The 14143-nt window shown below is 59.5% G+C and carries 15 protein-coding genes; all 15 read left to right on the forward strand.

The window, feature by feature from the left end; translation table 11 throughout:
• Nucleotides 1-503: 503 nt before the first annotated feature.
• The 15 genes from PMX72_RS08340 (at nucleotide 504) to PMX72_RS08410 (ending at nucleotide 14113) form a co-directional block, all read left to right on the forward strand.
• Entirely contained in the window at nucleotides 504-1514 is a 1011-nt protein-coding gene (locus PMX72_RS08340; protein ID WP_271729512.1) for a substrate-binding periplasmic protein, read from the forward strand.
• Between the two features lie 317 nt (nucleotides 1515-1831).
• On the forward strand, nucleotides 1832-2416 hold the full coding sequence (gene hpf, locus PMX72_RS08345) for a ribosome hibernation-promoting factor, HPF/YfiA family (protein WP_035137685.1): 585 nt from the start codon (nucleotides 1832-1834) through the stop codon (nucleotides 2414-2416).
• 79 nt (nucleotides 2417-2495) lie between these two features.
• Nucleotides 2496-3449 (forward strand): DegV family protein, encoded by a 954-nt coding sequence (locus tag PMX72_RS08350; RefSeq protein ID WP_271729489.1) that lies wholly within the window; start codon nucleotides 2496-2498, stop codon nucleotides 3447-3449.
• A 99-nt stretch (nucleotides 3450-3548) separates the two neighbouring features.
• A complete protein-coding gene (locus tag PMX72_RS08355) occupies nucleotides 3549-4628 on the forward strand; it encodes an NAD(P)-dependent oxidoreductase (protein WP_271729490.1) in 1080 nt (359 codons plus the stop codon).
• A 5-nt stretch (nucleotides 4629-4633) separates the two neighbouring features.
• Nucleotides 4634-5062 (forward strand): hypothetical protein, encoded by a 429-nt coding sequence (locus PMX72_RS08360; protein WP_055310425.1) that lies wholly within the window; start codon nucleotides 4634-4636, stop codon nucleotides 5060-5062.
• A gap of 15 nt (nucleotides 5063-5077) precedes the next feature.
• Nucleotides 5078-5776: a HEAT repeat domain-containing protein gene (locus PMX72_RS08365; RefSeq protein ID WP_117772900.1), complete on the forward strand. Its 699-nt coding sequence runs from the start codon at nucleotides 5078-5080 to the stop codon at nucleotides 5774-5776.
• Between the two features lie 6 nt (nucleotides 5777-5782).
• Nucleotides 5783-6868, forward strand: coding sequence for an isocitrate/isopropylmalate dehydrogenase family protein (locus PMX72_RS08370; RefSeq protein ID WP_117743273.1), 1086 nt, complete (start codon nucleotides 5783-5785; stop codon nucleotides 6866-6868).
• Nucleotides 6869-6994: 126 nt separating this feature from the next.
• A complete protein-coding gene (locus PMX72_RS08375) occupies nucleotides 6995-8080 on the forward strand; it encodes a hypothetical protein (protein ID WP_271729491.1) in 1086 nt (361 codons plus the stop codon).
• 629 nt (nucleotides 8081-8709) lie between these two features.
• On the forward strand, nucleotides 8710-9153 hold the full coding sequence (locus PMX72_RS08380) for a PTS sugar transporter subunit IIA domain-containing protein (protein WP_117564748.1): 444 nt from the start codon (nucleotides 8710-8712) through the stop codon (nucleotides 9151-9153).
• Nucleotides 9153-9434: a preprotein translocase subunit YajC gene (yajC, locus tag PMX72_RS08385; protein WP_117564749.1), complete on the forward strand. Its 282-nt coding sequence runs from the start codon at nucleotides 9153-9155 to the stop codon at nucleotides 9432-9434. Before PMX72_RS08380 ends, yajC begins: the two co-directional genes overlap by 1 nt.
• Nucleotides 9435-9470: 36 nt before the next feature.
• Nucleotides 9471-9953, forward strand: a complete 483-nt coding sequence (agaV, locus tag PMX72_RS08390) for a PTS N-acetylgalactosamine transporter subunit IIB (protein WP_117716286.1) — start codon at nucleotides 9471-9473, stop codon at nucleotides 9951-9953.
• A 90-nt stretch (nucleotides 9954-10043) separates the two neighbouring features.
• Complete coding sequence (locus PMX72_RS08395) at nucleotides 10044-10844, forward strand: PTS mannose/fructose/sorbose/N-acetylgalactosamine transporter subunit IIC (RefSeq protein WP_035137676.1); 801 nt, start codon at nucleotides 10044-10046, stop codon at nucleotides 10842-10844.
• The gene (locus PMX72_RS08400) at nucleotides 10834-11916 is read left to right on the forward strand and encodes a PTS system mannose/fructose/sorbose family transporter subunit IID (RefSeq protein WP_022094609.1); all 1083 of its coding nucleotides are present in this window, start codon (nucleotides 10834-10836) and stop codon (nucleotides 11914-11916) included. The genes PMX72_RS08395 and PMX72_RS08400 overlap by 11 nt, the downstream gene beginning before the upstream one ends.
• A gap of 184 nt (nucleotides 11917-12100) precedes the next feature.
• Nucleotides 12101-12832 carry a GntR family transcriptional regulator gene (locus PMX72_RS08405; protein WP_117635805.1) on the forward strand — a complete coding sequence of 244 codons (732 nt, stop codon included), beginning with the start codon at nucleotides 12101-12103 and terminating at the stop codon, nucleotides 12830-12832.
• A 114-nt stretch (nucleotides 12833-12946) separates the two neighbouring features.
• Nucleotides 12947-14113, forward strand: coding sequence for an AgaS family sugar isomerase (locus PMX72_RS08410; RefSeq protein ID WP_117640368.1), 1167 nt, complete (start codon nucleotides 12947-12949; stop codon nucleotides 14111-14113).
• Nucleotides 14114-14143 lie beyond the last annotated feature (30 nt).

The raw sequence follows: 14143 nt of genomic DNA on the forward strand, positions 1-14143 counted from the left end.
CGCGCCTTTAGACGCGAGCCCGGGGCCCGTGGGTTATACCCTAAGAGCAAACCACCCTTTTTAAGGGTGGTTCTGATGGGGGCACGAATGGTCCGCTCCGACCTGCAAAATCTGTGCTCACGGTGCGAATGACGCCCCTAACCTTAAACTTTAGCTTGAACTTGGCTATAATGCGCTACGTTCCTGCCAGGCTGTGGTTGCGGACGGACGAAATGTCCATCCTAGTCCAAGACAGACGCGGTCAAAGGGATCCACGTAAGCGACCGCGTGCGCGCGGCGCGATCATGGCGCGTCCTAGATGTAAGCCGCACCGTCCGTTCTACTTTCTTTGGGGCAATACCGCCTCGCGGGCGAGCGGGCCAGTCGTGAAGGTGGCTGCGGCCTCCCGAGCAAACACCCCGGTGCGCAAGTGTGGGGTCAAATACCAGGTCAGCTGGTGGGAACAACCAGTTATTCCGCGCAACGCACGGATTGTATACGACACAGAAGGCAGGGTAGTGGACATGGTGAGGGGCAGCTTGGTGCACGCGGCTCGGTTAGGTGCTGGGACCGCGGCGGTCATTGCCGTTTTGGGTCTGAGCGGATGCGCGTTCAACCCACTGTCCACGTTCACGACGCCCACGATCGACCAGATCGAGCACGAGGCTGTCACGCCGGCGGTGTCGGACGATGCCCTGGTCACGCCGGGAATCCTGACGGTCGCCCTCGATACGTCTGATGCCCCGCAGGCCATGCAGGACGCCGACGGAAACCTCACGGGCTATGCGGTCGATGCCGCTCGTGCCCTTGCAAGCCGTATGGGCCTTAAGGTTGCCTTCGTCGATGCGTCTTCTGCCGATTCCGCGCTTGGCGACAAAAAGGCCGACATCTTCATTGGCGACATCAATTCCACGGATGGTGACATCAGCGCGCTTGGTACTTGCCTGTACGACGCTGCGGCAGTGTTCGGAAAGACGAGCGACGGCGAGTCTCTGAGCGTTTCCACCGAAACGCTTAACACCGCTACCCTGGGCGTTCAGACCTCCTCGGCCTCGCAGGAAGCGCTCGCCAAGCAGAGCATCACGGCCAACCAAAAGACCTTCTCCAACATCAACGAGTGCTTTGAGGCACTCGAGTCCGGCGAGGTCGACTACGTGATCTGCGACTCCACGGCCGGCGGCTACCTTGCGCGCCTGATGAGCCAGGTCTCTTACGTCGGCACGCTCGAGACGCCCTCGACGCTCGGCGTCGCGGGCGTCGCGGCCAACGACGAGCTATGCCGTGCCGTGAGCGATGCCCTCGACGGTATCACGGTCGATGGCACGCTCGAGGCGGTCCACTCCGTTTGGTACGGCACGATGCCCTATGACCTCACCACCAAGACGGTCTCGGGCGCCGACGTGCAGTCGACCGACACCGGATCCGGCGAGTCCGCATCCTCCGATTCGAGCAGCGAGGGTGCATCCTCCGAGGATAAATCGTCCAGCCAGGAGGGCACTATCACCGACGACGACATTAACAAACTCAATAGCTAGTTATTGCTAGGGGTGGCCTCTCCTATGCGCTAGGAGAGGCGCCTCTTCACGGTTTCAACACGCATTGCCGGGCTCTCCCAACAGGGGAGCCCGGCTTTTTCGTTCCCATAAAACCAGCAGTTCAAAGACATTTTTTAGGTGCAAAACCAAAGCCGCCGGCTCCCTCCTATAGCGCACTTTGCCACGGAAAAGTGCGAGACTTCGGTATGCGGTATCAAGCAATCGTTATTCGGGTCTTTGGGAATCCGCGTGATTAAATGCACGGCAATGGGTACATAGCCAGTACAGTAAGTCCCCGAGGCAGATTGGAGCCACGTATGGATATCAAGGTTTCTGGACGCAAGACGACGGTAACCGATGCTCTGCGTGCGCATGTGGACGAGAAGATCGGCGAGGCGCTCAAGGTTTTCGATATCGAGCCCATGACAGTCGACGTCGTGCTTCGCTATGAGAAGAACCCCTCGAACCCCAACCCGGCAATCGTCGAGGTTACGGTTCGTGCCCGCGGTTCGGTGATTCGCGTTGCCGAGCACGGTGCAGATATGTACGCTGCCATCGACCTCTCCGCCGATAAGGTCACCCGCCAGCTGCGCAAGTTCAAGACCAAGGTCGTGGACAACCGCCAGGGCGGTGCCAGCGCAGCGGATGTCGCGCCGGTCGAGCGCGTCGAGGATCTGGCCGACCTGCTGCTGCCCGAGGAGGAGGACGACCTGCTCGTCCGCGAGAAGGTCATCGATGTCACCCCGATGACTGAGGAGCAGGCGCTGGTGCAGACCGATCTGCTCGGCCATGACTTCTACGTGTTCGAGAACGCGACGACCGGTCTCATCAATGTGGTGTATCACCGTAAGAATGGTGGATATGGCATCATCAAGCCCCGCATCGAAACACTTGACGAGTAAAATACGTTAACTTGCATGAGTTAACGGTTGGCGGCCATCCCATGCGGGTGGCCGCCTTTTTACGTAAGGAGTCGCTTTGATGGACAAGGCTGCATCTACCGGCCATTCGGACCGTTGCCGCATCGTCGTCGATACCTGCTGCGACTTTAGTCCCGAGGTCGCCGCGAACCTTGATGTCGATATCCTGGGTTTCCCCTTCATTATCGATGGCGAGGAGCGCACGGACGACATCTGGTCGAGCATGAGCCCTAAGGAGTTCTACGACCGCATGCGCGCCGGCGCCCGCGTGTCCACCTCGGCTGTGTCGCTCGGTCGCTATATCGAGTTCTTTACCGAGTGCGCCAAAGAGGGCACGCCCACGGTCTACCTGTGCTTTACCTCGGCACTGTCGTCGAGCTACAACTCCGCGTGCCAGGCGGCAGATGCCGTGCGTGCCGAGTATCCCAACTTTGAGCTCTACGTGGTCGACAACGCTCTGCCCTGCGCGACCGGCGCGCTCTTGGCGCTCGAGGCCGTGCGCCAGCGTTCGGCGGGACTGACCGCCAAGCAGCTGGTCGATTGGGCAAACGAAGCAAAGACCTACGTGCACGGCTACTTTACGCTCGAGAGCTTTGACGCGCTGGCTGCCGGCGGTCGCATTCCGCCCGCGGCGGCGCAACTCACGGCTAAGCTCGATGTCAAGCCCGAGCTCTCCTACGACCTGGCCGGCTCGCTGTCGCTGATCGGCGTCAACCGCGGCCGCAAGAAGGCGCTCAAGTCCATCCTCAAGTCGTTCCGTGAGAACTACGTGCCCGATCGCACTATGCCCATCGCCATTATGACGGCCGATGCCGAAAAGGACGGCGACTGGCTCGAAGCCGCCATCCGCAAGGAGGAGGGCTGCGCCGACGTCACGATCATTCGCAGCTCCGTGGGTCCCACCATCGGCTCGCACGTGGGCCCCGGCATGGTGGCCTGCGCGTTTTGGGGCAAGAACCGCGCCGACAAGGCGTCGCTTTCCGACCGCATCGCCCGCCGCGTGCGCGGTCAGTAGGCAAGTAACGCGGCCGTAATCGATCCCAACTCACAGCCCAAACGCTGGCACCGAGTATTCAACCTGGTAACAACACCCAACCCAAAAAGGAAAGGTTTCATGGCAAACAAGCTCTCTGTCGCATTTATCGGCACCGGAATCATGGGTGCCCCCATCGCCGGCCACATCCTGGATGCTGGCTATCCTGTCACGGTCAACAACCGCACCAAGTCCAAGGCCGCCGCGCTAATCGAGTGCGGTGCCGCCTGGGCCGATACGCCGGCCGATGCCGTGGCGAACGCCGATGTCGTCTTTACCATGGTGGGCTATCCCTCCGAGGTCGAGGAGCTCTACCTGGCGGGCGACGGCCTGTTGGCCTGCACTAAGCCCGGCGCGGTGCTGATCGACCTCACCACGAGCTCGCCCGAGCTCGCCCGTGACATTGCCGAGGCCGCCCAGGTTTCCGGCCGCATGGCGTTTGACTGCCCCGTCACCGGCGGCGAGTCGGGTGCTATCGCCGGCACGCTTACGGCTATCGTTGGCGCTACCGAAAACGACATCGCTCCGGTCCGCGATATCCTTTCCACCTTTGCGGCCAACATCTGCTGCTTCGACGGTGCCGGCAAGGGCCAGGCTGCCAAGCTCGCCAACCAGGTGTCGCTGGGCGCCTGCATGGTCGGCATGGCAGACGCCATGGCATTTGCCGAGCTGAGCGGCCTTGATCTGGAGAAGACCCGTCAGATGATCCTGGGCGGCACCGGCAAGTCCGGCGCCATGGAGAGCCTGGCTCCCAAGGCGCTCGACGGCGACTACAAGCCCGGCTTTATGGTCGAGCACTTCATTAAGGACCTGCGTCTGGCGCTCGCCTACGCCGATGACCGCGAGCTCGCGCTGCCCGGCGCCGACGTTGCCTTTACGCTCTACGACATGCTCGACGCCATCGGTGGCGCCAAACTGGGCACCCAGGCCATCACGGTCCTCTACAAGGAGGAGGCCGATGCCATCGCCGCCGGTCTGGACTGGTCGCAGTATCGTCCCGAAGAGCACGGTGCTCACGAGGACGGCTGCGGTTGCGGCGAGCACGGCGACGACCATGAGTGCGGTTGCGGCCACCATCACGGCAAGGACCACGAGTGCTGCAGCGGCCATGCCCATGACGACGGTCACGAGTGCTGCTGCGGCCACCATCACGGGGAGTAGCGCCCATGAGCTGGACGTTCGTGGTGCTTGCGCTGGTGCTCTTTCTCTTTGCGATATACATCGGCTTTCTGTGCGGCCAGTGGGCGTGCGAAAAGCGCGTCATCACCAAGCGCGACTACTGGATCGCCAACTTTGCGGGAGCGGCGGCAGTCGTCCTGCTGACCTGGGTGTTCTCGCTGTTCCCGCTGGTGCAGTTTGCGCCGATCGGCTGGCTCGGCGGCTTTATCGCCGGCCTTAAGATGAGCTTTGGCGAGTCCGTCGGCCCGTGGCGCAAGCACGACGAGGTCTTTAACGTCAACAAGGCTCACCGCGCCGCCGCCGACGCGGGCGATGCCGAGGAACGCCGCCGTGCACGTCGCAATGGCGCGGCCGACCGACAGCTCATCTCGGTCACCGATGACAGCAAGGGTGCTGGCAAGCATGCTAAGAAATAGTAAGAAGAGGTAACTATGGCAGAAAATAAAGACGAACAGCTCACCGACGAGGAGCTGGCACAGCTCCAGCTGGCAGAGGAGAACGAGAACGCCGTCGATCGCCTGGTCCAGGAGCTCGGCTGCCCCACGCGCCGCATCCGCCAGTTTGCCGCCCGCGTGCTGCACCTGCTTGCCGAGCGCGATCCGCAGCGCGTCGAGCCCTGCGTACCCGCGCTGATCGAGGCGCTCGACCGCCCCGAGGCGCAGACCCGCTGGGAGGCCCTCGATGCTCTGACGGCGCTCGCCACCACCTGTCCCGAGCAGCTGGGCGATGCCTTTGAGGGCGCCGAGACCGCACTGTTCGACGAGATCTCCTCCACGCTGCGCTATGCCGCCTTCCGCCTGCTGTGCGTGTGGGGCGCCACGAGTGTCGAGCGTTCGCGCGAGGCTTGGCCCATCCTGGACGAGGCCATCCAGTGCTACCACGGCGACCTTGAGTATCGCGATATGCTCGGTTGCCTGTACGAGTTTTGCCAGGGCGAGATCGACGCCGAGGTTGCCGAGAAGCTTGCGCTGCGCCTTAAGTTCGATGCCGAGAACGGCAAGGGCAGCTATCTCAAGGCGCGTTCGAGCGAGATTTGCGAAATGCTTGTTAAACGTTTTGGCCTGGATCTCTCCAAAAAGAAGAAGCGTGCTAGCGTTAAAAAATCTGACGACGCCGAAGACGAGGAGTAACAGATTATGGCGCACGATGTAGTCCTGATTCCCGGTGACGGCATCGGTCCCGAGATTACGCAGGCCATGCGCCGCGTGGTCGAGGCCACCGGTGTCCAGATCAACTGGAACGTCCAGGAGGCCGGTGCCGGCGTCATGGACGAGTTTGGCACGCCGCTGCCCCAACATGTGCTCGATGCGGTTGCCGAGACTAAGGTCGCCATCAAGGGGCCCATCACCACGCCGGTCGGCACGGGTTTCCGCAGCGTCAATGTTGCTCTGCGTAAGCACTTCGATCTGTACGCCTGCGTGCGCCCCTGCCTGTCGCAGCCGGGCGACGGCTCGCGCTTCCGCGACGTTGACCTGGTCATCGTGCGCGAGAACACCGAGGACCTCTACGCCGGTATCGAGTTCGACGAGGGCGCAGCCGAGGTCGAGGAGCTCTCACAGCTTGTCGAGCGCTCGGGTCAGAAGACCTTTGCCGCCGATTCCGCCATCTCGATCAAGCCCATCTCTATCGCCAAGAGCCGCCGTATTGTGGAGTACGCCTTTGAGTATGCCCGCCGCTGCGGCCGCAAAAAGGTGACGGCTGTGCACAAGGCCAATATCATGAAGGCGACCGACGGCCTGTTCCTGCGCGTTGCGCGCGAGGTGGCCGCCAACTATCCCGACATTGAGTTCAACGACAAGATCGTCGACGCCACCTGCATGGGCCTGGTCCAGAACCCCAACGACTTCGATGTCCTGGTGCTGCCAAACCTGTACGGCGACATTGTGAGCGACCTGTGCGCCGGCCTGGTGGGCGGCTTAGGGATGGCCCCCGGCTCCAACATCGGTGCCGACTGCGCCATCTTTGAGGCGACGCACGGCTCTGCGCCTGATATCGCGGGGCAGGATATTGCCAACCCCACGGCCGAGATTCTCTCTGCTGCGATGATGCTCGATCACCTGGGTGAGAACGACGCGGCCAACCGCATTCGCGCCGCCGTCTCTGCCACGCTCGACGAGGGCGAACAGGTTACCGGTGACGTGCGTCGTGCCCAGACCGGTTCCGTTGAGGGCGCCGTGGGCACGCAGGCCTTCGCCGATGCCGTTATCGCGCACCTGGTCTAAGGCATGCAGGCTGCAAACGCCTAAATAGTACTTAAGTGTTTGCGTATAACCTAAGAATCAATACGCCCGGCGCTCCGTCGGGCGTATTCTATTGAGGACTATGTTTCCTAACAAGGAGTAACTGATATGGGTCTGATTCAAAAGAAGGACGAGAAGGACGAGATCGACGGCATCCAGATCATCGAGCGCGGCGAAGGCCCCGACGGTGATGAGGACGAGAAGATCGACCTGGTCGCCGGTACGTCTGCCGAGCACATTGCTGCCGGCACGACCGCCGAGGAAGAGGACGCTCGCCTGGAGGCAAAGGTCGCCGCGGACGCCGCCGACGAGAACCTCATGCCCGAGGAACAGGACGAGGACGACGACTCCGACGCGGACGACCATGCATCCAAGCACAAGAAGACGATGATCGCCGCCTTCGTGGTTGCAGTCGTGATCGCTGCGGTGGTCGGCTTCTTTATTGGCAATGGCGGCTTTGGCGGCAAGGGTGTCGGTTCGTCGACCCTGACCGAGGACCAGCTCGATTCGACCGTGGCAAGCTATAGCTACAACGGCAAGAAGAACGACATCACCGCGCGTGAGGCCATCGAGAGCCAGTACAGCCTCGACACCGTCAAGGATAGCGACGACAACTACACCGCTCCTTCTGCCGACGTCATCCTGTCCTACGTGCGCAACAAGATTCTGCTCGATGCTGCTGAGGACGAGGGCATTACCGTCTCCTCTAAGGAGATGAAGAAGTACGCCGAGGATTCTATCGGCACCTCGGACTACGACACCATGGCAAAACAGTACGGCGTGTCCAAGGACCAGGCCAAGCAGATCGTCCGCCAGTCCGCGACGCTGCAGAAGCTCTACAAGAAGAAGGTGGGCGATAGCTCCGCAAGCATGCCAACCGCCCCGACCGAGCCTTCTGACGGCAACGAGGAGACCGCGAGCAAGGACTACGCCGACTACATCATCAACCTTGTCGGCGATGAGTGGGATAGCTCAAAGGGCACTTGGAAGGATGCCGACAGCACCTATGCCAAGGCCTTCGCTGACGATGCCTTTACGGCCGATAGCGCCACCTACAAGCAGGCCATGACCGCCTATTACACCGCCTACCAGCAGTATTCCTCGCAGGCTTCGAGTGCCAGCTCCAAGTGGACCGAGTATGCTAACGGCCTCTACGCCAAGGCCAACATCAGCATCTACGGCCTGTTTGCGTAAGATCTGTCTGCACTACTGCGCGCTAACCGATCTACCTGATTAAGCCCGCTAGAACGACAACGTTCTAGCGGGCATTTTGTTACCGAAACCACTAGGATAGGACTTGCGCCCGTGCAAGTGCTTCATCGGGTATCCTCAATTCATCCTGGAAAACGGCCGCAAACGATTGCAAATAACCGGTGAACGGTCGAAAACTACCGTTCACCGATAATATCGAAACTGGTTCTAACTGGTATTAAGTCAAAAAGACCAATTCACAAATCTTCACAATGACCTGCAATTTTTCTACACGCCATTTTTAGCCACCCTGCGTTGTTTAGACACAAAAAAAGTTCCGATCTTTCGTCAAATCATTTCGAAACGGTTTCAAAACCGCAGGTAGAAGTGTTAACGAGCGGTAAACGGTCGATTTTTCACCGTGAACGGTGCAAAAACGTTTTACTGTATGAATCAACGAAAGCAACCTCTTCTGTGGTGATATAGTGACAACAACACGTCACGTGGTTACTACCAGTTGAGAGACCACTGGTCTTCAAAGAACGCTTTCCAAGAAGCTTTAAGGGCGTCCGCCCGCTGGCTTCCGAAAACATCGGACTCAGATCGTACACACCTTCGGAAGGGAAATTTGAATGGTTGGCTTTATTCTTACCGGTCATGGACAGTTCGCACCCGGCCTCGCAAGCGCTATCGCTATGGTCGCCGGTGATCAGCCCGCTTTTACCGTCGTTCCTTTCGAGGGCGACCAGGCTGCTTCCTACGGTGAGGATCTCCGCGCCGCTATCACCGCCATGCGCGAGGAGTGCGATGGCGTGCTCGTCTTTACCGACCTGCTTGGTGGTACCCCGTTCAACCAGGCAATGATGATTGCCCAGGATGTCGACAACGTCGAGATTCTGACTGGCACGAACCTTCCCATGGTTATTGAGCTTCTGTTCCTCCGCGGCAACGCTACGCTCGCCGAGCTTGGCGAGCAGGCCGTGACCGTTGGCCAGACGGGCATCACCGCCCAGACGGTTGCCTCCGTCGCTGGTGCCGAGGAAGAGGATATCTTCGGTGACGAGGACGGCATCTAATGGCCGATTTCGGAGCCAGCGTCCTGAGCTCCTCGGTCGCTCTTTTAGGCCTGCTTGTCGTCATGGGCTTGATTTACACCATCTGGTCGCAAATCAACATGAAGAAGAAGCAGAAGTACTTCAAGGAGCTGCACACCGAGCTCAAACCGGGTCAGGAGGTTCTTTTCGCCGGCGGTATCTACGGAACCGTCAAGGGCATCGAAGGAGAAAAGGTCCAGATCAAAGTCCGATCCGGTGCCGTCGTAGATGTTTCGCGTTACGCGATTCAGGAGATCAAGTAACTGTCGTCAGCAAATAACGAAAGGAAGCTGATCAACATGGCAGAACCCAACATTCTTCTTACCCGCATCGATAACCGACTGGTTCATGGTCAGGTTGCCACCCAGTGGAACTCCACCCTGGGCTCCAACCTCATCCTCGTCGCCAACGACGACGTGGCGACCAACACCATGCGCCAGAACCTCATGAAGATGGCCGCTCCCGCCGGCGTCGCTACGCGTTTCTTCTCTCTGCAGAAGACCATCGACGTCATTGGCAAGGCGAGCCCGCGCCAGAAGATCTTCATCGTGGCCGAAACACCGGAAGACGTGCTTACGCTCGTCAAGGGCGGTGTGCCTATAAAGAAGGTAAACATCGGCAACATGCACATGTCGGAAGGAAAGCGCCAAGTCGCCACCTCCGTCGCAGTTAACGACGAGGATGTCGCTGCGTTTAAAGAGCTGCAGGAATTGGGGGTGGAGTTGGAGATCAGGCGCGTTCCGAGCACGCCTGTTGAGGACACGAGCAAGCTCTTCTCGTAGTCTTCGTGATCCACGTTGTCAGGAGTGAAACCCTGACATTCTGTACGTGAAATCCAAAGTGCGTACATACATTTTGAAAGGAGGAGCAAGATGGAATACACGATCTTCCAGGTCGCTCTGGTCTTCATCGTCACGTTCGTCGCGGCAATCGACCAGTTTAACTTCCTCGAGTCTCTCTATCAGCCCATCGTCACCGGCGCCGTCATTGGTCTTATCCTTGGCGACCTCAACACCGGTCTTCTCGTGGGTGGTACTTATCAGCTCATGACGATCGGCAACATGCCGATCGGAGGTGCTCAGCCGCCTAACGCCGTCATCGGCGGCATCATGGCAGCCATTCTCGCTATCGCTACGGGCCTCGAGCCCAACGCGGCAGTCGGCCTTGCCATTCCGTTCGCTCTGCTTGGTCAGCTCGGCGTTACCCTGGTCTTCACGCTTATGTCGCCGCTCATGTCCTCCGCGGACAACATGGCTCACAACGCCGACACCAAGGGTATCGAGCGTCTGAACTACTTCGCCATGGCTCTGCTCGGCCTGATCTTCGCTGTCGTCGTCACCCTGTTCTTCATCGCTGGCGCTACCATCGGTCAGACCATCGCTTCCGCCATCCCGACTTGGCTGCAGACCGGTCTCTCCGCTGCAGGCGGCATGATGCGCTTCGTCGGCTTCGCCGTCCTGCTCAAGGTTATGATGAACCGTGATATGTGGGGCTTCTTCCTCATGGGCTTTGGCCTCGCGCTCATCACCGTTGCCAACGATTCTCTGGCAACCCCTGCTCTGCTCATCCTCGCTCTCATCGGCTTCGGCATCGCTTTCTGGGACTTCCAGCAGCAGACCGAGCTGAAGGGTGCAGCTGTTTCTGACGGAGGTGACTTCGAAGATGGCATCTAATGAGTATGTGATCCCGGAGCACTACGAGGATCTTACTCCTGCTCCGCAGCTCGACCAGAAGACCCTCAACAAGATGGCTTGGCGCTCCTGCTTCCTGCAGGCATCGTTCAACTACGAGCGCATGCAGGCCGCTGGCTGGCTCTACTCCATCATCCCCGGTCTGGAGAAGATCCACACCAACAAGAACGACCTCGCGGCTTCCATGAGCCACAACCTGGAGTTCTTCAACACCCACCCGTTCCTCGTCACCTTTGTTATGGGTATCGTGCTTTCGCTCGAGCAGAACAAGGTTGACATCCCCACGATCCGCGCCGTCCGCGTCGCCGCAATGGGCCCGCTCGGTGGTATCGGTGACGCCCTGTTCTGGCTGACGCTCGTGCCTATCACGGCCGGCATCACCTCCAACATGGCCATCAACGGCAACGCCGCTGCGCCGATCATCTTCCTGGTGATCTTCAACGTCGTCCAGTTCGCTCTGCGCTTCTGGCTCATGAACTGGTCCTACAAGCTTGGCACCAGCGCTATTGACGCTCTGACTGCCAACATGCAGGCCTTCACGCGTGCCGCTTCCATTATGGGCGTCTTCGTCGTCGGTTGCCTGGTCGTCACCATGGGTGGCACCCAGATCAACCTCCAGATCCCCAACGGCACCACCCGTGGCCTCTCCGCTACTACCGTGATCGTCTCCGAGAAGGAGGCCGAGAACTTCACCGGTATGGAGGGCATCGATACCGAGACCGCTGAGGCCGGTACCATCGCCATGACCGATGAGGACGGCAACGCCCTCACCGCTTCCGATGCCGACGGCAACGCTGTCGAGTGCGGCGTCACCGATCTGGGCAACGGCATGGAGTCCGTTACCTACGGCACCGTCACCGAGGATCCGGTCAACTTCTCTGTTGCCGACACCCTCAACACCATCGTCCCGAAGCTCGTCCCGCTTATGCTTACGCTGCTGCTTTACTACATGTTCGCTAAGCACAGCTGGACCCCGACCAAGGGCATTCTGCTGCTCTTCGTTCTGGGCATCCTGGGCGCTGGCCCGCTTGGTCTCTGGCCGAGCATCTGGTAAGGCTCTAGCTTGAGGGGTGTGTCCCTACGCGGCTCACACCCCGACCCCTTAAGCCATGTGTATGTTAAAAGCCGCGTGCTCGAAAGAGCGCGCGGCTTTTGTTTTCTTGATGATTCGGGTGTGGCGGACAGATAATGCTAAACACCCAAGGTAGTAGCCTAGTTTGAGCAAAAGGGAGGATAGGATGGCGATCGGAGCGCGCAAGCAACCGCTGTACGATCAGCTGGTCGATATTCTGACCGAAAAGATTGACCATGAATATCGCGCCGGTGACATGATTCCTTCCGAGCGCGAACTTTCGGAGCGCTATGGTCTCTCGCGCACTACGGTACGCCTGGCTCTGCAGGAACTGGAGCGTTTAGGACTGGTGGTTCGGCAGCACGGTCGCGGTACCTTTGTGACCGACCGTTCGGCAAAGGCAACCAATCTTATGCAGTCCTACAGCTTTACCGAGCAGATGCGCGCGATGGGTCGCGACCCCGAGACCACGATTCTCGATTTTTGCGAGATGGAGGCCGATAAGAATCTGGCCGAGCATATGGGATTACGTATCGGTGATCGCATTTTTAAGCTCAAGCGCCTTCGTTCTGCCGACAACATGCCCATGATGGTCGAACGTAGCTATCTACCGGTTCGTCAATTTCTGTCCCTAAAGCGACCGCTGCTGGAGCGTAAGCCGCTTTACGATGTGATTGAGCAAGACTTTAAGCAAAAAATACGCGTGGCCGAAGAGGAGTTCTATGCGAGCATAGCCCGTCCCACCGATGCCCACCTTTTGGAAATCGTCGAGGGCTCGCCTGTGCTCGATTTGGTTAGGACTACGTATAACGAGTCAAACGAGGTTGTGGAGTATACGCTCTCGGTTGCTCGTGCCGATCAGTTTAAATACAAGGTTTACCACCAGCGTAGCGATTAGTGTCTGCACCGTTTCCATATGATGATTCTTTGTATTTAACTGGTTACTACCAGATAACCAACCGAAGTGTATAATTGCACGTCAGAGGATTACTTCTAGAGAGAGGTATTAGAAATGTTCGAGAAGAGTGTCGAGGAGCTCACCGAGCTCGGCGCCCAGATCACCACGGCCGAGATTGCTCAGCAGCCCGAGCTTTGGCGTGATACGCTCAACATCTATCGCGAGAACAAGGAGGCCATCGAGGCCTTCCTGGCCGAGGCTCGCGCTATGGGCGAGGGCCGTCTGTCCGTTGTCTTCACCGGTGCCGGTACGTCCGACTACGTTGGCGATACCTGCGCCCCGTACCTGCGTCACGCTGGCAACACTGATCTCTACGACTTTAAGCCCATCGCCACGACCGACATCGTGAGCGCACCGCGCGACTTCCTGCGCGCCGAGGATCCCACGCTCGTGGTTTCCTTTGCCCGCTCCGGCAACAGCCCCGAGAGCCTTGCTGCCGTCGCCGTTGCCAAGGAGCTCGTCCACAACGTCAAGTTCCTCAACATCACCTGCGCGCCCGAGGGCAAGCTCGCTGTCGAGTCCGCTGATGACCCCAATGCGCTGACGCTGCTCATCCCGCGCGCCAACGACAAGGGCTTCGCCATGACCGGTTCCTACACCTGCATGACCCTGCTCTCTACCCTCATCTTTGACGAGGCTTCCGACGAGCAGAAGGCCGAGTGGGTCGAGACCATCGCCAAGATGGGCGAGGAGGTCATCGCTCGCGAGTCCGAGGTCGCCGATTACCTCGCTGGCGACTTCAACCGCGTGACCTACCTGGGCTCCGGCTCCTTTGGCGGCCTTGCTCAGGAGAGCCAGCTTAAGATTCTCGAGCTTGCTCACGGTCTGGTCGCTACTTCCTACGACACTTCCATGGGCTATCGTCACGGACCTAAGTCCTTCGTCGACGATAAGACGCTCGTCTTCGTGTTCGTCAACAACGACGCCTACACCCGTCAGTACGACATCGACATCCTCAACGAGATCGGTGGCGACAAGATCGCTCAGCACACCGTTGCCGTTCAGCAGGATGGCGCTACCGTCTACGAGGGCGAGTCCTTCACCTTTAAGGGCTATGAGGCACTCCCCGAGGGCTACCTTGCCCTGCCGTTCGTGATGTTTGCCCAGGCCATTAGCCTGCTCAACTCCGTGCGCGTGGGCAACACGCCCGATACGCCGAGCCCCACCGGCACGGTCAACCGCGTGGTTAAGGGCGTGACGATTCACCCCTTCACCGCTTAATCGCGTCCCCCCTGTAAGGGCGCCCGTCCG

Source organism: Collinsella aerofaciens (genome assembly GCF_028207065.1).
GTDB classification, from domain to species: domain Bacteria; phylum Actinomycetota; class Coriobacteriia; order Coriobacteriales; family Coriobacteriaceae; genus Collinsella; species Collinsella aerofaciens_AR.

Coding starts and splice junctions, on each gene's coding strand:
- PMX72_RS08365 (WP_117772900.1), top strand. CDS start 5,078: ATGGCAGAAAATAAAGACGAACAGCTCACCGACGAGGAGCTGGCACAG.
- PMX72_RS08395 (WP_035137676.1), top strand. CDS start 10,044: ATGGAATACACGATCTTCCAGGTCGCTCTGGTCTTCATCGTCACGTTC.
- agaV (WP_117716286.1), top strand. CDS start 9,471: ATGGCAGAACCCAACATTCTTCTTACCCGCATCGATAACCGACTGGTT.
- yajC (WP_117564749.1), top strand. CDS start 9,153: ATGGCCGATTTCGGAGCCAGCGTCCTGAGCTCCTCGGTCGCTCTTTTA.
- PMX72_RS08370 (WP_117743273.1), top strand. CDS start 5,783: ATGGCGCACGATGTAGTCCTGATTCCCGGTGACGGCATCGGTCCCGAG.
- PMX72_RS08405 (WP_117635805.1), top strand. CDS start 12,101: ATGGCGATCGGAGCGCGCAAGCAACCGCTGTACGATCAGCTGGTCGAT.
- PMX72_RS08360 (WP_055310425.1), top strand. CDS start 4,634: ATGAGCTGGACGTTCGTGGTGCTTGCGCTGGTGCTCTTTCTCTTTGCG.
- PMX72_RS08350 (WP_271729489.1), top strand. CDS start 2,496: ATGGACAAGGCTGCATCTACCGGCCATTCGGACCGTTGCCGCATCGTC.
- PMX72_RS08355 (WP_271729490.1), top strand. CDS start 3,549: ATGGCAAACAAGCTCTCTGTCGCATTTATCGGCACCGGAATCATGGGT.
- PMX72_RS08410 (WP_117640368.1), top strand. CDS start 12,947: ATGTTCGAGAAGAGTGTCGAGGAGCTCACCGAGCTCGGCGCCCAGATC.
- PMX72_RS08375 (WP_271729491.1), top strand. CDS start 6,995: ATGGGTCTGATTCAAAAGAAGGACGAGAAGGACGAGATCGACGGCATC.
- PMX72_RS08380 (WP_117564748.1), top strand. CDS start 8,710: ATGGTTGGCTTTATTCTTACCGGTCATGGACAGTTCGCACCCGGCCTC.
- PMX72_RS08340 (WP_271729512.1), top strand. CDS start 504: ATGGTGAGGGGCAGCTTGGTGCACGCGGCTCGGTTAGGTGCTGGGACC.
- PMX72_RS08400 (WP_022094609.1), top strand. CDS start 10,834: ATGGCATCTAATGAGTATGTGATCCCGGAGCACTACGAGGATCTTACT.
- hpf (WP_035137685.1), top strand. CDS start 1,832: ATGGATATCAAGGTTTCTGGACGCAAGACGACGGTAACCGATGCTCTG.